The 17019-nt window shown below is 48.5% G+C and carries 14 protein-coding genes; 5 read left to right on the top strand and 9 right to left on the bottom strand.

The genetic code is table 11. The features are described 5' to 3' along the window. Window positions 1-16: 16 nt before the first annotated feature. Complete coding sequence (locus HRU79_00360; protein ID QOJ25170.1) at window positions 17-721, bottom strand: (d)CMP kinase; 705 nt, start codon at window positions 719-721, stop codon at window positions 17-19. Between the two features lie 127 nt (window positions 722-848). Here HRU79_00360 and phnC point away from each other — a divergent pair, with 127 nt between their 5' ends. The 3 genes from phnC (at window position 849) to dnaE (ending at window position 6171) form a co-directional block, all read left to right on the top strand. Beyond that, window positions 849-1610 (top strand): phosphonate ABC transporter ATP-binding protein, encoded by a 762-nt coding sequence (gene phnC, locus HRU79_00355; GenBank protein ID QOJ27235.1) that lies wholly within the window; start codon window positions 849-851, stop codon window positions 1608-1610. Further along, a complete protein-coding gene (gene phnE / locus HRU79_00350; protein ID QOJ25169.1) occupies window positions 1607-2620 on the top strand; it encodes a phosphonate ABC transporter, permease protein PhnE in 1014 nt (337 codons plus the stop codon). The genes phnC and phnE overlap by 4 nt, the downstream gene beginning before the upstream one ends. Before the next feature lie 92 nt (window positions 2621-2712). After that, window positions 2713-6171, top strand: a complete 3459-nt coding sequence (dnaE, locus tag HRU79_00345) for a DNA polymerase III subunit alpha (GenBank protein ID QOJ25168.1) — start codon at window positions 2713-2715, stop codon at window positions 6169-6171. 14 nt (window positions 6172-6185) lie between these two features. Here dnaE and HRU79_00340 read toward each other — a convergent pair whose 3' ends face one another. From HRU79_00340 to HRU79_00325, 4 genes are all read right to left on the bottom strand, one after another. Then, entirely contained in the window at window positions 6186-6680 is a 495-nt protein-coding gene (locus HRU79_00340) for a Spy/CpxP family protein refolding chaperone (protein QOJ25167.1), read from the bottom strand. Then, a complete protein-coding gene (locus HRU79_00335; GenBank protein QOJ25166.1) occupies window positions 6677-7099 on the bottom strand; it encodes a hypothetical protein in 423 nt (140 codons plus the stop codon). The genes HRU79_00340 and HRU79_00335 overlap by 4 nt, the downstream gene beginning before the upstream one ends. Further along, window positions 7086-7712: a sigma-70 family RNA polymerase sigma factor gene (locus HRU79_00330; GenBank protein ID QOJ25165.1), complete on the bottom strand. Its 627-nt coding sequence runs from the start codon at window positions 7710-7712 to the stop codon at window positions 7086-7088. Before HRU79_00330 ends, HRU79_00335 begins: the two co-directional genes overlap by 14 nt. Before the next feature lie 65 nt (window positions 7713-7777). After that, window positions 7778-9127, bottom strand: a complete 1350-nt coding sequence (locus HRU79_00325; GenBank protein ID QOJ25164.1) for an MATE family efflux transporter — start codon at window positions 9125-9127, stop codon at window positions 7778-7780. A 65-nt stretch (window positions 9128-9192) separates the two neighbouring features. Here HRU79_00325 and HRU79_00320 point away from each other — a divergent pair, with 65 nt between their 5' ends. After that, window positions 9193-10299: a glycosyltransferase gene (locus HRU79_00320; GenBank protein QOJ25163.1), complete on the top strand. Its 1107-nt coding sequence runs from the start codon at window positions 9193-9195 to the stop codon at window positions 10297-10299. Here HRU79_00320 and HRU79_00315 read toward each other — a convergent pair. From HRU79_00315 to HRU79_00300, 4 genes are read right to left on the bottom strand one after another with little or no spacing between them, the layout of a single operon-like run. Then, window positions 10268-12925 (bottom strand): FAD-binding oxidoreductase, encoded by a 2658-nt coding sequence (locus HRU79_00315; GenBank protein QOJ25162.1) that lies wholly within the window; start codon window positions 12923-12925, stop codon window positions 10268-10270. The genes HRU79_00320 and HRU79_00315 overlap by 32 nt on opposite strands. Window positions 12926-12940: 15 nt before the next feature. Beyond that, window positions 12941-14608 (bottom strand): acyl-CoA carboxylase subunit beta, encoded by a 1668-nt coding sequence (locus HRU79_00310; protein QOJ25161.1) that lies wholly within the window; start codon window positions 14606-14608, stop codon window positions 12941-12943. 13 nt (window positions 14609-14621) lie between these two features. Next, window positions 14622-14960, bottom strand: a complete 339-nt coding sequence (gene secG, locus HRU79_00305; GenBank protein QOJ25160.1) for a preprotein translocase subunit SecG — start codon at window positions 14958-14960, stop codon at window positions 14622-14624. Window positions 14961-14999: 39 nt separating this feature from the next. Beyond that, on the bottom strand, window positions 15000-16088 hold the full coding sequence (locus HRU79_00300; protein ID QOJ25159.1) for a hypothetical protein: 1089 nt from the start codon (window positions 16086-16088) through the stop codon (window positions 15000-15002). On the opposite strand from HRU79_00300, the gene HRU79_00295 reads away from it, so the two are divergent. Continuing rightward, on the top strand, window positions 16087-17016 hold the full coding sequence (locus HRU79_00295) for a TraB/GumN family protein (GenBank protein QOJ25158.1): 930 nt from the start codon (window positions 16087-16089) through the stop codon (window positions 17014-17016). The genes HRU79_00300 and HRU79_00295 overlap by 2 nt on opposite strands. The last annotated feature ends 3 nt before the right edge of the window (window positions 17017-17019 follow it).

Raw genomic sequence — 17019 nt, 5'->3', positions numbered from 1 at the left:
TACACTGTGTGATAAGCTATAAACGGAAGTATTTACCAACCAGATCTGACGCACGCTGATATTCTGCGACCAATTTGAGTATGGCTTTCACCTGTCCTTCGATGGTCAGATGCGTTGTATCAAGCAGAGTGGAGCCTTCAGGGCGGATAAGGGGGCTGTTTTCCCGCTGACTATCCTTTGCATCACGCTCTTCTAACTGCTTTCGTACAACATCCATGCTTACTTCTTGTCCCGAACTTTTAAGCTCCGCAAACCTTCTGCGGGTACGCTCTTCGATATCAGCAACAAGAAAAACCTTTACCTGGGCATTCGGGAATACCACGCTTCCTATATCGCGACCATCCATGACAACACCACCGTTGAGGCCCATGAGGCGTTGCTTTTGCACAAGGTGCTTCCGAACAGAAGCAATGGAACTGACTTCACTGACAAGGTTTGTTACTTCGGGGTCACGAATACTATCGGTAACATCCGTACTATCAACAAAGGTTCGCTGTCCGCTTGATGTAGTTTCAAGATGTATATTCAGCCTTGCTGCAAGGGCATCCATATCGGCTTCAGTGCGCGGAGTGTGGTTACGGATGGCCATCAAGGTAACCGCTCTGTACATAGCACCAGTATCAATATAGGTATATCCGAGAGTCTCGGCAACCCTCCGTGCGGTCGTAGATTTACCCGCACCAGCCGGACCATCGATGGTAATCACAATTTGTAAGGCCATGTGGGCAAAAATACGCCATTGGGTTGAATGGAGCTATGCATAAGCCGTCGGTTTAATTTTACCTGAACTGTGAACAAGTTTTTAATTTCACGCTATAGAATCGGTTGGGATAATGATAGCTTTGCCAATGACTCCGCTGCTTGAACTACAGAATATCACGCATACATACCCTAACGGCTTCAGGGCACTGAATAACATTTCATTGTCGATTACTGCCGGTGAATTTATTGTAGTGATTGGTTTATCAGGAAGCGGGAAAAGTACGCTGATGCGAACCATGAACCGCCTTATCAAGCCGTCGGATGGTGTGGTGCGGTTTAACGGAACTGATGTGACCCATGTACAAGGTGATGGGTTGCGAAAACACAGGGCACAGATTGGCATGATCTTTCAGCATTTTAATTTAATTGACCGGCACAGCGTACTGAACAACGTGCTGTACGGAGCTCTTGGCTCCATGTCTTCTGCAGCTGGGATTATGGGACGTTTTACGCAGGAGCAGAGAACACGGGCACTCGATCTGCTTCGGCGCGTGGGAATCGAATCGAAGGCAGATAACAGAGCTGACGCTCTTTCGGGCGGCCAGAAACAGCGCGTTGCCATTGCCCGCGCCCTGATGCAGAATCCGCGCCTGGTGCTTGCCGATGAACCGGTGGCTTCACTCGACCCGGCAACAGCACATTCAGTGATGGATCACCTGGAGGCAATCAACAAGGAGCTGGGGACAACCATTGTGTGTAATCTGCATTTTCTCTCGCTCGTACGCAGGTATGCCACTCGTGTAATTGCATTGCGCGGCGGTGAGTTGGTCTTTACGGGAGGACCTGACCAGATAACGGATGAATGGTTCAAGGCCATCTATGGTAATGACGCGGAGGTGGTGGAATGACATCAAAAATGAATGTGTTCCTATCATGGGTGATTGATGCACTTCTGGGAGCCTATCTTGCAGCTTGCCTTGTTTTTGTGATACTTCCGGCATTTCTTGAAACCGATGTCGTGTCTGGTACGGTGGCACCATGGCTCGTAGCGACGGTGGCGGCTGTTTTTCTTGTGGCGTCAGTTACCAACCGCGCTTCGCTGGGACGACTGTTCTTAACAGGAACATTTGCTGATTCGCCGGGTGCCCGTACGATTACGCAACACCTTGGATGGTGTACACTGGTGTTCTCTGTTCTGGCCGGCTGGATTGTTACTGACGTTTCGATCAGCGAGTTCTTTTCGGGTGAAGGTCTGGCCGGGGCCGGAAGAATATTTGGTGCACTGGTAACCCCCAGTACCGATATCGTTGGTGAAGCACTCTACGCCATGGTTGTAACGATATTTACTGCCTTGCTGGCAACCCTGGCGTCGATCCCTATAGCCTTTGTTCTGGCCTTTCTGGCTGCCAGCAACATTATGACGGCTTCACCAGCAGAGCGGCTGGTGTATTCAGTAGTGCGTGCACTGCTCAATATTACCCGTTCGATGGAACCAATCATCTGGGCTATCATCTTTAGCGTTTGGGTTGGAATTGGTCCGTTTGCTGGGATGCTGGCTCTTGTTGTACACACCATTGCGTCACTCACAAAACTGTATTCTGAGCAAATTGAAAACATTGCTGATGGTCCGATCGAAGCCATTGAAGCCACTGGCGCAAGCAGACTTCAGGTATTGTGGTATGCTGTTGTACCGCAGTGCGTACTTCCCTACCTGTCGTTTACGGTGTACCGGTGGGACATCAACGTAAGGATGGCAACGATTATTGGTTTTGTTGGCGGCGGTGGTATTGGCACTCTGCTCACTCAGTACCAGGGTCTTGCCAAATATCATGAAGTAGGAACGCTTGTGATCATCATCACTGCGGTGGTATGGCTACTCGATGTTATTAGTGCACGGATTCGGTCAGTTCTGAAATAGAACTGTTTTTACCTCGGGTTGTAGCTACATCGATAACAGTTGCTCTGTAGTCGCGAACGTTCCCATAAAACACAAATGGTAGAATTACAATCATGTTTGTTCATCTTCATAATCATACCCATTATTCACTTCTCGACGCCGTACCGTCACCCGAACAACTGATTTCTGCAGCAGTTGCCGATAACCAGAAAGCCCTGGCTATCACGGATCACGGTGTCATGTTTGGCTGCTTTGAGTTTTACAAAAAGGCCAAGACTGCCGGGATTAAACCCATTATTGGCGTAGAAGCGTATGTGGCTGTGCGTAACCATACTGACAGGGAGCGATTTGAATCGCACAATAAACATCGCAACTACTACCATCTGGTATTGCTGGCCAAAAATGAAACAGGCTACAGAAATCTAATAAAGCTTACGAGCATAGCGCACGAAAAGGGCTTTTACTATAAGCCGCGAATAGATATGAACCTGCTGCGGCAATATCATGATGGTATTGTGAGTACGTCGGCATGTCTTGCCGGCCCTGTTAACGCCCCCCTACTGGCCGGTGACTATCAGGCGGCTGTTAACAATGCCCGTGAACTCAAAGAGATTTTTGGTGACGACTTTTACATTGAACTACAGGATCATGGTTTACCCGAGGACAAAATCGTCCTTGAACAGGCCCCGAAGATTGCCAGGCAGTTGGGGATAAAAATCGTCGTCAGCAACGACACGCATTACGTCCAAAAAAAACACGCCGTAAGCCACAATGTACTGCTGCACATTACAAAGGATGTCCAGTACACAAAGAATCAGGATTTTGATATCAAGCGGGATCTGCGGTACAAGGTACCGGAAATGTACCTGAAATCGCAGGACGAAATGAAGGAGCTTTTTAAAGCCTTCCCTGACGGTATCGAGAACACGGCTGAAATTGCCGAAAAAGTAGATCTTACGATACCAACCGATTTGCAGATGCCACAATTTCCTATCCCTCCTGAAAGTGGTGTGGCAACGCTTGAAGATTATCTTGAACTGCGCACCATGGAGGGCCTGGAGCGCCGATACCCGCTCCTTACTGGCGAGATACTGGACAGGGCGCACTTCGAACTATCGGTTATCCGGAAAATGGGCTATGCCGGATACTTCCTGATTGTTGAGGATTTTATACGAGCTGCACGCAACATGGGAGTTCGGGTGGGACCCGGTCGTGGCTCAGCCGCGGGGTCCATCGTGGCCTATGCCCTGCAGATCACAGATATCGACCCCCTGAAATACGATCTGCTCTTTGAACGGTTCTTGAATCCAGACCGAATTTCGATGCCTGATATCGACGTGGATTTTGCCGACGATAAACGTGATAAAGTTATTGAGTATGTTAAGACTACCTATGGATCGGATTCGGTTGCTCAGATTATAACCTTTGGCACTCTGAGTGCACGTGCAGTACTCAAGGATGTGGGACGGGTCCTGGGTATCGACCTAGCGACAATAAACTCAATAACCGACAAAATTCCTGTTATCCAAGGTAAGGTAACGCCCCTGAAAGAGGCATTGGACCTGCCCGATCTGAAATGGCTGAAAAATTCTACTGAGCAACGGTACAAAGACTTACTTGAATATTCCCTCGACTTGGAAGGTACGCTTCGCAATAGCTCTCTTCATGCGGCCGGTGTGGTGATTGCACCCGGGCCGGTCAGTAATTATGTTCCTGTTTATCAAACCCCTCAAACTGAACCGGCCACTCAGTACAACATGAAGGATCTTGAAGCAGCAGGCCTGCTAAAAATGGACTTCCTGGGGCTGCGGACGCTGAGCATCATTGAAAATACATTAGCGCAGATTAAGAAATCAACCGGGACAACGATTGACCTGGATGCCATACCATTTGATGACCCAGACGTGTTTGCGATGTTTGGTCGGGGGCAGACAACCGCTGTTTTTCAGTTTGAATCCGAGCCGATGCAACAGGCAATGCGCAACCTTCAGCCTTCAACAATTGAAGATCTTATTGCGCTGAACGCTCTTTATCGTCCAGGTCCCATGGATAATATTCCGGAGTTCATTGACCGGAAGCACGGAAAGCGCGCCATCACGTATCCACATCAGCTCATGGAGCCCATTCTGGAGCGCACCTACGGCATCATTGTGTACCAGGAGCAGGTGATGCAGCTTGTTCAGACCCTTGCCGGATTTAGTCTGGCGCAGGCCGACCTCATGAGGCGTGCCATGGGGAAGAAGGATCCAAAACTCATGGCAGAACAGCGGGAGTTATTTGTGCAGGGGGCTGGAACACACAATAATATTGATGCCGTGCTGGCCGGCAGCATCTTTGACTTGATTCAGAAGTTTGCTTCGTACGGTTTTAATAAGAGTCATAGTGCTGCCTATGCATACCTTGCGTATCAAACGGCGTGGCTAAAAACACATTATCCTACTGAGTTCCTTGCAGCGAACATGACGGCTGAACTTGGTAATCAGGAGAAGATTGTATCGTTTATCGACGAAGCACGCAGATATGGTATCACCGTACTTCCTCCGGACATCAACAAGTCGGAAGCCACCTTTATTGCCGATGGTAAGATCATTTATTTTGGAATGGCCGCTATTAAAAATGTAGGTATTCCAGCGGTTGACTCCATTGTGGCAACGCGGACCGATGGCCCCTTCACATCCATTTTTGATTTTGCTGCCCGAATTGACTCGAAAGTTGCCAATAAACGTGTTATCGAAGCTCTCGTGTGTTCCGGGGCTTTCGATTCTATACAGTCGGGTAACAGAGCACAGCTTGTTGGTGCCATTGAAGCCGCCGTTGAGTACGCCCATAAGGTAAACAGTGGTGGACTGAATCAGATGGACTCGCTTTTTGGATCTTTAGAAAACGTAGCGCTGGTCGAGCCATCACTGCCGCAGGCGGAGCCATGGCCCGAACAGGAACGCTACCGTAGAGAACGCGAGTACTTGAACTTCTATGTATCTGGCCACCCGCTCCAGCCTCACGCTGTTGCCGTTCATTCGTATTCAAGCATAACAGTCTCCAATCCGGATCTAACAAAAAACGGGAAACAAGTGTTGTTGTGTGGCCTGGTTGTAGATGTTAAAACCCGGCTTAACAAGCGGGAACAGACATTTGCAGTGGTAAAGGTTGAACAGTTTACCGGTAGTGCCGAAGTACTGCTCTGGGCAGAAACGTACACGAAGTACGCATCGGTTGTTCAGCCCGATTCTGTACTTGTGTTCTCGGGTAAGCTTGAGATTCTTGGATCGGCTGTCCGAATTATCGTAGATCAGGTATACACACTTCAGGATGCGCTGGCATCGCTTAGCAGTGGTTACGTGATACGTGTTGATCCACAGACGGTTGATCGTGGCCAGCTTCAGAAGCTACGGTCGTACTGCGATAGTCATGATGGGATGAAGAGCCTGAAATTTGTTGTTCCACGCACCAGTAAAACAATTCAGTATAATTCGTTAATAAAAATCAAGCAAACACCCGAAACAACGGAATACCTGTGTTCCCTGTTTGGTCAGAACAACGTGCGATATGATGTTGAATCCAGGAAGAATTAGCCGGTTGCAGTGATTTACCGACGGTTTTTCATGCCACGCCCGGCACGTTTCAGCGCCGCCTTTTGAAGAGCTTCACGAAATTGAATTTCGAAAGCAACATAACGGGCATATTGTTTTGTCGTAAGAACACTTTTAATTTCATTCATGTCAGCATCTGACTGTTGCCACATCTTACGGATTGCCGTCCGCAGGTCTTCGGCCTTAGCCGCGATTTCCTGATCAGCAGAACCGGAGCGAGTAAGCTTGTTCAAAGCTTTTGCTTTCGATGCGATGTCCTTTTTCATGGTTCTCTGTTGTTCCTGCTGTCTGTCATACACCGGGCTGAACTTAGCCGCTTGTTCCGGAGTGAGTTCCAGGAACTTTACAATCTTTGCTTTTCGCATCTCGCTGATACGTCCCTTGATACTCGGGTCTGCCGACTCATCCTGTGCTCCTGCTTTAGCAAATGCAAATACCATGAGCCCAAGGACAATGAATGCGGGAACTGCCTTTTTCGTTAGGTGATTCATTGTAATTCTTCTCCTTCAAATAGTTTATCGATATCCGCTTCTGTTACCAGATCGGTTTGAATTGCATCGTCGGCTGGATCATAGAGTGCAACTTCCTGCTCCGCCAAATCCGAAATAATATCGCCGGAGTTGTCTGGATCAGAATAACTTGCCTGTTGTGCTATGTTGACTACCTTGGGTAGCGGGGCCATGTAGAAAATTGCTCCGCTTACGGCAAGTGTCACTACTGCCACTGCAACAGAAAACCTGAATAGTGTTTTTTTGCGGTTGCCTGCTGATTCCACCGCATTCATGACGCCAATGCTCATGTTGCGCGTATAGTCCGTGATATGGTCAGTGTACTCGCGTGTGAGGTGCTCGCGAAGCTGAGACGGTTTTCCCACGCCATTCTCTGCTGTAGTTGGTTTAGAGTTCATCATTAAATTCAGACCTCCATTCTTTAAAGTATTCCGATGTACGGAGCAGATTGGTAATCGTATTTACGGCCCAGTGGTAGTTTGCCTTCAATGTTCCTACGTTTCGGCCTGTCTGGGCGCTGATTTCGTCGTATGTTAAGTCTTCGAAATACCGCATCATAAACACCTCGCGCTGCCTTGGAGGAATTTTGGCAAGTATTGTCCGGAAGAATACCTCAAATTCATTTCGATGAAGCTGGTCGAACGGACTCTCGGACGAACACATAACGGCATGGTCAGTATCCGAGTCGCCAAATGGTAAGAAGCGAAGCCAGCGCTGTCTGCGATAGAGTCCGATAGCCTTATTCCGTGTAATTCGTATCAACCAGGATCTCAGTGATGACTCGCCTTTGAACGTACTAAAAGATTTTACGGCAGCTATCAATGCATCCTGAGCACAGTCGCGCGCGTCTTCCGGACAGTTAAGATATCTGAGTGCCGTGCTATACGCCGTCCGCTGATGTAGCCGTACAAATGCCGTTATTGCCTGTTCCTGCTGTCCACTGCGATAGGCACTGATGATTTCGTCATCAGTGCTTAGATGTGCGGCTACCGTGGATGTTGTGAATGTTGTCATCTTCAGCACCATAATCGCATACCAGGTGCAAAAAGTTTAATTGTAGCACGAAATTTCTGTGCACCCTACACTCTTGCAGAGCGCCACGAACCTTTACGATGGACAACCAAGGCAATGCCTGCAAAAATGAAATTTCCCATGACCAGTCCCATCCATACTCCTTTTGACCCAAGTCCGGCTTGATGAGACAAAACGTAGCACAACGGAAGCTGCATAAACAACAAGCTCCCAACCGTTACCAGCATACTTGTATAGGCTGCACCTGCGCCACTGATTGATCGTACAGTGACTAGCCCAATAGCAAATGCTGCATACCCTAATGACGTGCTTCTCTGATATCGAAGCACTTCTGTTACTGTTTCTGGGGTATGGGTGTATAAGCGTGCGAACCATTCGCCAAACAACCATACCAGCAGACCCAGGGTAAGCATCAGGGTTGTTGTTTGTTTCATTGCTGACGTATGAAATGCAGCCACGCGCTCTGGCTTCCCTGCTCCGAGATTCTGTCCGGTTGCCACTTCCACAGCCACTCCAATAGCAAATACACTCATAAAAACCATCATGTCAAGATTCAGTCCAAGCGTGTAAGCAGCCGTTACCGACGTGCCAAAGCCCCCTACAATCACAAAGATGATACCCCTGTTTACACTTACGGCAAGCATCTGAATTGCACTCGGCAGCCCAAGCCTTGCAACTGACTTTAACAGTGTGAAGTCCGGACGATAATTTCGGAGTGATAACCTTATTGTTACCTTACCGGCGGTAACTGACCATACGGCAAACGATGCCCCGCAGATTTGTGCGATTGCAGTTGCCAGACCGGCACCGGCAAGCTCCATCCTCGGGAAGGGGCCAAAGCCAAATATGAGGAAAGGGGCTATGGCTGCATTCAAAATCGTTGTTGATATCAGGACAACCATCGGAAATACCGAATTGCCAGTACTTCTGACGATTGTAAAGATTTGAAAACTAACAAGGTTAGCCGCAAAGCCCAAGTACAGGGTCCCCATATAGGCCAGGGCATGCACGGCAACATCTCCGGGCATATTCATTAGCCCGGGGATATGCGGCATCAGCGCATACACGATTGCCGTAACCAACAACGCTACACAGGTTATTCCCACAACTCCCTGTGTTGCAATTGTATTTGCTTCGCTGATGGCTCCTTCACCAAAGCGTCGTGAAACAATAATGCCGGTTCCTACAGCAAGTCCGCTTCCCATCGTAAAGAGAAAAAAGCTTACCTGATCACTGCTGCCTATGGCAGCAATGGCCGTGTCACCCAGGCGTGAGGCATAAAAACGGTCAATGAGCGAATACACCATGTTAACCAGGAAGCTAAAGGCTAATGGCACTGAAAATAGCCGCAGTGAAGAGTCAATCGGACCGTTGATGAGGTCAGTTTTGTGTGTCATAGTCTTTCTGGTTGTTTCAGCCACAGCAACCGTACTGGTGAGTAGGTCTCTATATTCGCATACCTATGGCGTTAGCGATTCTTTTATCTTGTCTTGCAGTGATTTACACCGCACGGGTCGTGTATTTTATTGTTGGCTTTATCCGTGAACATCGCCGATGGAACAATACCTCTACCTATCCAACAGTATCGGTTGTTGTACCAGCAAGAAACGAAGATAAAAACCTGTTGCGTTGTGTGGAAGCATTGATGACAACTGATTATCCACCGGACCGGATTGAGTACATTTTTGTAAATGATCGCAGTACTGACAAAACGGCCGAATGTTTAAATCGCCTTGCGTTACAGTACCCAATAAGGATTGTCCACAAAGAGGTTGATGATAATAACCCGAATCTGAGAGGCAAGCCGGGGGCATTACAGTATGGTATTGATAATGCAGGCGGTGAGATTGTTTTAATGACAGATGCTGACTGCCGGGTGTCGGCAGGATGGGTTCGGGGAATGGTTGCACAGTTTTCCAGTCCTGATGTGGGGCTTGTTAGTGGTATTACCGGCGTAGAAGGCTCACGTCTTCTGCAACAGGCGCAGATGGTGGAGTGGCTTTACACTCAAAGTATGGCTGCCGGTGCCGTTGGCAATGGAACGGCACTGGGTTGTTTTGGGAATAATCTGGCAATACGTCGGAATATCTTTACCGACCTGGGCGGATACCGGTCCATTGCCTTCAGTTTAACCGAAGACATGGCCCTGCAGAAAGCTGTTAAGAATGCAGGATACCAACTTCGATTTGCCATCGCACCGTCAGCATCGGTGCTTACACTGCCCTGCAGTCACTTTATGGAGTATGTTAAGCAGCGACATCGTTGGGTACGTGGCGGTACGGCTCTCGGCATGAAGGCTGTTCTTTTTGTTGCAACCAGCATTGCACTGTGGGCGGGTGTTGCTATCTCGGCCGTCTTTGAAATGTGGATCCTGCTGTGGTGTTTTCTCTTCCTCAGGCTGATTGCTGATAGTTCACTGGTGTACGTTGCATCTTCGTTAACAAAACATAGGGTTTCGCCCTTTGTCATTATCCCGTCAATGCTTTTTCTGGTGCTTACCGAGCTATTCCTTCCGGTGCTTGTCTTAAAAAAGAAGGTTACGTGGAAGAATCAGGTTTTTCGAATGTAGTGGTATTCCGTTCGGGCGCAGCTTGCACAAGCATTTCAAAAATGGTTAGTGTGGGGATACCGCCAGAAAACCGCTCAATGCCTGCTGCACAAAACGTATTCGTCGTAACGATATGCGAACACTGTTCCATCGTTGTTCGCTTATGAAGTTCACGCAGTGCAGTTGAAGGTATCGATGGATAGCGTACACCGTGAATGCCTGCCATTCCACAGCACCCGGTTTCAACAAGTACACTCCCCTCACCCGCAATGCTCTCTACAATTGTGCGATACATTTCGGTTTCGGAGAGTTTTAACTGACTACATCCAATATGCAACATGATGTTGGTGTTAAGGGGCTTGAGGTTCACAAATGGCAGAACATGGGTAAACAGCCATTCTACTGGTGATAAGACCTTCCAGTGATGCTGTTCAAGGTCTGCCCGATATGCAACCGCACAGGTTGAAGTATCAACAAGGACAGCTGTGTGGGCACCAATTCCTGAACGGCGCAGACCTTCCACTGTATGGTTCCTCGTTATTTGAGATGCTTCATACAGCCCCTTGGAATCGAAAGGCTGCCCACAGCACATGGTTGTAGAGGTATCGGGTAAAATCAATTCCTGTCCGGCAAGTGTTGCAAGGTCACACACAATGTCCGTTCCCGTATGCGACCAACGCTGCGGACACGAGGGTAGATACACTACTGCAGGCATCCCGTTTGCCACAACGTTTTCAGGATGCCGAACCCCATTGGTTTGATGGATCGGGGTTATCAGTTTGGTTGCCAGTCGCATTGGCTTGGAAAGCATACCGTAGTGGTTTGCCACAACGGCAGCAGCCTTCTGAGTTATTGGCGATGTTTGGCTGCTTCGTAGCTGTTTCACCAGTGTGCCGGTATTAATATCAACAGGACATGCAGACTGACAGATTCCGTCAACACTACAGGTATCAATACTAAAAAACTGCTCATCTTTTTTTATATCGGCAGCGGCAGTTTCGGGGAGGGATAACCGTTGTTCACGTCTAAGGATGATACGCTGTCGCGGGGTAAGGGTGTAATTTCTTGTCGGGCAGACCGACTCACAGAAACCGCATTCGATACAGGTATCAACCACTGCTTCAACAGTGGGAATTGGTTTGATATTTTCAATATGGATTTTCTTATTGTCATTTAGAATGACACCGGGATTTAGGATGTTATGCGGATCCAGTAAAGTTTTTATTTCTTGCATTACTTCAACGGCATCGGTTCCCCACTCCTGTTCAAGGAATGGGGCCATGTTTCGTCCTGTTCCGTGTTCGGCTTTTAATGAGCCGCTGTATTTACCGACCACAACGTTTGCTACAGCATGCATAAATGCATCGTATCGGTTAATACTGGCTTGGGAATCAAAACGGTCATTGACCACGAAATGGATATTCCCGTCCTTGGCATGGCCAAAAACGATTGCTTTTTCGTAGTTAAACGTCCGAAAGCATTCACGTACGTCCAGTACAAGGTCAGCAAGGTGAGCCTGCGGAACAGCGATATCTTCGTTTATCATGGTTTCACCTGATTTCCGCTTGGCACCGATTGATGGCATAAGCCCGCGCCGCAGACGCCAGAGCTCATGTTGTTCTTTTTCGGACACAATCCATGTTTCCGGATTGTCAGGTTCAGCATCATGAAATTCTATCAGCAGTGCGGCAACATTCTTGTCTGTACACCTGAATTTTGCCGGAGTCGAAGGGATATTCGCAAATGACTTCAACGAGGCATCGTCCATCAACTCAATGGCAGCGGCACCCATTTCCTGCCATCGAATTGCTTCTTCGCATGCCTGATGGACGCCGGGATAGAGAAAAAAGTTGGTCCATTTATTTTTTGGGTCGGGCACCGTCCGTAGTATGACCGATGCAATAAAACCAAGTGTACCTTCGCTTCCAACCAGCAGGCGTGCAAGAATTTTACCTGGGCTCTCCTCATCCAGAAAGGCGTTTAAGCTATACCCCATTGTATTCTTAATCCGGTACTTCCGTTCGATTGTTTTAGCAAGGCTTGTATTGGCGCGAATAGCATCACGTAGCCGAATCAAACCGGCATAAATCTGAGGGGCATTCTGACGGAAACGTTCATCAGCATCAACATCGCCGGTGTTCAGATGAAGTCCGCATGCAAGAACAACGTCTGCAGAATCAAGTGTATTGTAGGAGTTCTGTCGGGTTCCACAGCACATACCCGAGGCATTGTTGGCAATGATGCCTCCAATTTTGGCAGCATGTATCGAGGCTGGATCCGGGCCGATGCGTGTGCCATACTTTTGAAGGAGTTGATTTACCCTTCCGCCGGTTATACCGGGACCAAGTTGGATTCGTTCGCCGTTATCCAGCACCTTGTAACTATCCCAGCCCCTTCCAAGATCAACAAGGATATCGTCAGAGAGTGCCTGACCGCTCAGGCTGGTACCGGCAGCCCTGAACGTGAGGTGGCGATGGTGATCGCGACAGTACCTGAAGAGTTCCTGTATTTCCGTGACCGAATCTGGGCGTACAACAACTTGTGGCACTATTCGGTAGAGCGAGGCATCGTGGGCTAACGTGATCCTGTCAATCCACTCACTACTGATTTGCTGTTTTGAAAATAGTTGCCGTAGGTTGTCTGCCATAGATGCAAACATGCATCATACCTGGAGAACGCCGGTCGAAAATGTTGAGGGCAGATTACCATGTGAGGCAACAGCAATAGCGCGCGAAATCACGCTACGGGTTTCGGTTGGGGCAATGATACCATCTACCCACATGTTAGCAGCAGCATAAACAGGGGTTGTTGTAGCATCGTAGCGGGCCTGAATTTCGGCAAGCATTTCTTTTTGTTGGGCTTCCGTAATTGACTCTCCCCTCTTCGCCAGTGCAGCAATTTTAATTGAAAGTAGGGTTTTTGCTGCCTGCGCTCCTCCCATGACAGCAATTTGTGCCGTTGGCCATGCATACATGAATCTCGGATCGTAGGCACGCCCGCACATTGCGTAATTACCTGCACCATATGAGTTGCCAACAACGATCGTGAACTTTGGTACTATGCTGTTAGCTACGGCATTTACAAACTTTGCGCCATCCTTAATGATTCCGCCTTGTTCCGCTCTGGTTCCAACCATGAATCCGGTAACGTCCTGCATAAACAACAGTGGAATCCCGCGCTGATTACAATTCATCACAAAGCGGGCAGCTTTATCAGCAGAATCGCTATAGATAACGCCGCCAACCTGCATCTCTCCCTTGCCATTACGGACAACTTCTCGGTTATTTGCTACAATGCCAACGGCCCATCCGTCAATCCTGCCTATACCGCAGATAATTGTTTTACCGTAATCTTCCTTGTATTCATCAAACTTACTTTCATCAAGAAGCCGTGCCAGTATTTGGCGCATACTGTACGGTTTAGAACGGTCAGATGGAAGAATACCCCAGATTTCTGCGGGGTCGTAGGTAGGGGGCTTGGGTTCCGCTCGGGAGAAAATGTTCTTTTGCCCTTTTGTTGGCGAAAATGTCTCAACAATTGAGCGGATTCGCTCAAGAGCTTCCTGGTCAGAATCAACCATGGTATCGGTGACACCACTGATGGTAGTATGCATCATGGCACCACCAAGGGGTTCTACTGGTGTTTTCTCACCAATAGCTGCCTCTACCAGTGCTGGTCCTGCAAGGAAGACGGAGCCTGTTCCTTTAACGATAATCACTTCATCACACATGATAGGAAGGTATGCACCGCCGGCAACGCAGGGTCCCATAATTGCTGCAATTTGGGGTATACCCTTGGAACTAAGAACAGCGTTGTTTCGGAACTGCCTTCCAAAATGTTCCTTATCAGGGAATACATGCTCCTGTAAAGGGAGGTAAACACCTGCCGAGTCAACCAGGTAAATGATAGGCAGGTTATTATCAATAGCAATTTCTTGTGCCCGCAGGTTTTTCTTTGCTGTCATTGGGAACCATGCGCCGGCTTTAACCGTTGCGTCACCCGCCACAATCATGCACTCGCGATGAGCAATTACTCCAACGCCGGCAACCACGCCGGCTCCCGGACAACCGCCTTCGTCTTCGTACATTCCTTCAGCTGCAAACAGTCCAACTTCCAAGAAGAAGGAATCAGGATCGATGAGCGCATCAATTCGCTCACGTGCGGTGAGTTTTCCCTTTGCATGGTGTCTGCTGACGGCTTTTGTGCCACCACCCATTCGCACAGTGTTAGCAACGGCATCGATCACGCGCATACGCTGCCTGTTTACGTCTGCATTTGCAGCGTACGTCAGGTCATCTTCTTGTATCGGTGTCCCGATGATTCCGGCCATTGTTACAGATTAACTATTTTCCTGCAGGGGGCTGAGGGGCAGGAACAGACGGAGCATTGGGAATTGAACTGGCCGGAATAGACCGTCCTTGCGTTACCGGGCCTTTTTGCACATCTCCATGGTCCAGGAAGAGCTTATTTGCCAGGATAGCAATAACCATGACAGCAGCCATCAACCCAATGGTAAGATTCTGCAAAAAGTTACGTCCAGTGCGAACGCCAAGCATGCTGTTGATTTGTCCGCCCAAGCCACCCATTCCGGAAATCATTTCAGACTTACCGGGTTGAATCAACACAACCAAAATCAGCAGGATGGACGCAAAAACAGAGATAAGGATAAGTAATGTTGCCATAAGACTGCAAAAATACGTCAAGTTTTGATAACAATCTTCCTACTGACATTGAAAACCAATGCACAGTGGTTTTTCGGCATCCAGCAGGTGGTCGCCGAACCAGGCAAGGAAGGTATCGTACCTAGCCTCGTTGGTCTGATAGTTCTGGTTCGAGGCAGCCTTATCACCAAATGAGTACAGCCACCAGAGGTATTCGTTTAACCAACCGGAATGCTGTACCGTTGCGTTGAAGTCCAAAATATCATTGGGGTATTTTTCAAAATAGCCAGACTCTTTCCAGAGTTTTAAAAACCGTGAGCGTAACGCTACCAATTGAGCAGTGCCCAGTTTGACGGAGTCCTTGATCGTTCCATTTTTCCGCTCAATCGCCAGGGCAGCCGCGACGGTATAATCAAAGGCCATCGGGAAGCTCATTGCTGATGGGTTGTTATCGGAGGCCTGTTCGATGACTTCAGCCGAAGCAAAGTGAACCGGGTCAGAGGTTCCCGGGTTTATGCCTTTTTGCCAGATTTGAAATAAGAGCGAGCTTACCTCTGCATATCGCTGAGAGCCCCTTTCCAAATTCAAAAACGCTTCGCCATACAGGAGAGCCCAGAAGCGGTACGGCGTAAAGGCAAACGTTGTTGCAATCTGATAGTAGTTGCTTGGATACTGTGGCTCGGCTCGTGCTCCTTTTGCCCACCATTCAAGTGCTGCCTTTGGATTATTATCCAGGTAGGAGGCATTCCCCATTTCAAGATGTAGTCGTCCGCTCTTGGGCCATGCCTGCAAGCCTTCGCGGTAGGTTGAACGGGCCTTTGATGTGTCACCCAGGAAGTCGTAGCAATTACCCAACAACTGAAAGCCACGGTCAAACAATGATGTGTCGCGGTACATGCCAAGCAGTTCAACCTGAGCCTGGGAATACTTTTTATCCATCATCAAACAAATTGTTCTCTCATATTTGTACGGAAGGAAGTCAGGACGCAATGCGATAGCCTGATCCCAAGCGATAATCGCTTCGGTGGGTAGATTGCGGTCCATCAGGTTGACAGCTTTTTTGATGACCTTTTGTAGTGCAGCTGTATCAAGAACTTCAGCATGCAGGTGTACCGTAAGGAGTGCCAATAAAATAAGGATGCGTACCATGGTTCGATGGAAAACAAAAAAAAATCTAAGGAAGTGGTGTCTGACGTTTGGTATCGTGCTTCAGTGCCTGGTGATCGGTTGCAGTAGCGTGGGATCTCGGTCTGAACATGATTTTAATCAGCCAACATTATTATGGAAGATTGAGTCTGATGCCGATGCTGCAAGTTATGTTTTTGGCACGATACATCTGCCCGACAGTACAGTATTTTTTCAGCGTGATACCGTGCTAACCATTTTACAACGATGTCGGGAGTTTTATTCTGAAATCAATCTGGATTCAGCCCTGAGTGGCATGGACCCCTCGGTAATGATGCTCCCTGCCGGAAAAAAACTGTGGGATTTTTATACACCGTCGCAGGTAACTGAGCTGAAAGCCGTACTGACGAAGAAACTTGGTCCAATGAGTTTCATGGCCGAAAAGCTTAAACCCGGTGCCGTTATTGCCCTACTGGCGATGGATGCAGACGGCGCAACGGCCCCGATGAGTGTTGATGAGTTCTTGTGGCGCACAGCGAAGTCAGCAGGATGCAGAGTAAGCGGACTGGAGACGCTCCACGAACAGCTATCACTTCTTGACAGTATTCCGCCCACAATGCTGCTCGAGGCTGCCCGACAGGCAGAATCCGATAGTACGCTTACAGTACTGATCAATGCCTACCGGACCGAGGATCTTCATGTAATTGTGCAAATGGTTGACAGCGTGTCCACGTTAGAAACATTCATGGTTAAACTGAACGATACCCGTAATATCACCATGGCACAGAGGATGAAGGCTGCTGTTGACAATGGAGGTGCTTTTTTCGCATTAGGAGCAGCACATCTTGGCGGCAAACAGGGTTTACTTGCCGAGCTTGCTAAGCTTGGTTACCGTGTGACTCCGGTATTCGGAGGCAAACGCAGATCGTGGCTACAGCACGGTACCCACTAAGTG

The organism is Ignavibacteria bacterium, assembly GCA_015709655.1.
GTDB lineage: Bacteria > Bacteroidota > Ignavibacteria > Kapaibacteriales > Kapaibacteriaceae > OLB6.
The sequence above is the reverse complement of the archived record's forward strand: the minus strand, read 5'-3'. Positions and strand labels throughout refer to the sequence as shown.

What these genes read in the sequence shown, in the direction of transcription:
- HRU79_00360 (QOJ25170.1), bottom strand. Translation starts at nt 721, where the DNA reads ATGGCCTTACAAATTGTGATTACCATCGATGGTCCGGCTGGTGCGGGT.
- phnC (QOJ27235.1), top strand. Translation starts at nt 849, where the DNA reads ATGACTCCGCTGCTTGAACTACAGAATATCACGCATACATACCCTAAC.
- phnE (QOJ25169.1), top strand. Translation starts at nt 1,607, where the DNA reads ATGACATCAAAAATGAATGTGTTCCTATCATGGGTGATTGATGCACTT.
- dnaE (QOJ25168.1), top strand. Translation starts at nt 2,713, where the DNA reads ATGTTTGTTCATCTTCATAATCATACCCATTATTCACTTCTCGACGCC.
- HRU79_00340 (QOJ25167.1), bottom strand. Translation starts at nt 6,680, where the DNA reads ATGAATCACCTAACGAAAAAGGCAGTTCCCGCATTCATTGTCCTTGGG.
- HRU79_00335 (QOJ25166.1), bottom strand. Translation starts at nt 7,099, where the DNA reads ATGATGAACTCTAAACCAACTACAGCAGAGAATGGCGTGGGAAAACCG.
- HRU79_00330 (QOJ25165.1), bottom strand. Translation starts at nt 7,712, where the DNA reads ATGACAACATTCACAACATCCACGGTAGCCGCACATCTAAGCACTGAT.
- HRU79_00325 (QOJ25164.1), bottom strand. Translation starts at nt 9,127, where the DNA reads ATGACACACAAAACTGACCTCATCAACGGTCCGATTGACTCTTCACTG.
- HRU79_00320 (QOJ25163.1), top strand. Translation starts at nt 9,193, where the DNA reads ATGGCGTTAGCGATTCTTTTATCTTGTCTTGCAGTGATTTACACCGCA.
- HRU79_00315 (QOJ25162.1), bottom strand. Translation starts at nt 12,925, where the DNA reads ATGGCAGACAACCTACGGCAACTATTTTCAAAACAGCAAATCAGTAGT.
- HRU79_00310 (QOJ25161.1), bottom strand. Translation starts at nt 14,608, where the DNA reads ATGGCCGGAATCATCGGGACACCGATACAAGAAGATGACCTGACGTAC.
- secG (QOJ25160.1), bottom strand. Translation starts at nt 14,960, where the DNA reads ATGGCAACATTACTTATCCTTATCTCTGTTTTTGCGTCCATCCTGCTG.
- HRU79_00295 (QOJ25158.1), top strand. Translation starts at nt 16,087, where the DNA reads ATGGTTCGATGGAAAACAAAAAAAAATCTAAGGAAGTGGTGTCTGACG.
- HRU79_00300 (QOJ25159.1), bottom strand. Translation starts at nt 16,088, where the DNA reads ATGGTACGCATCCTTATTTTATTGGCACTCCTTACGGTACACCTGCAT.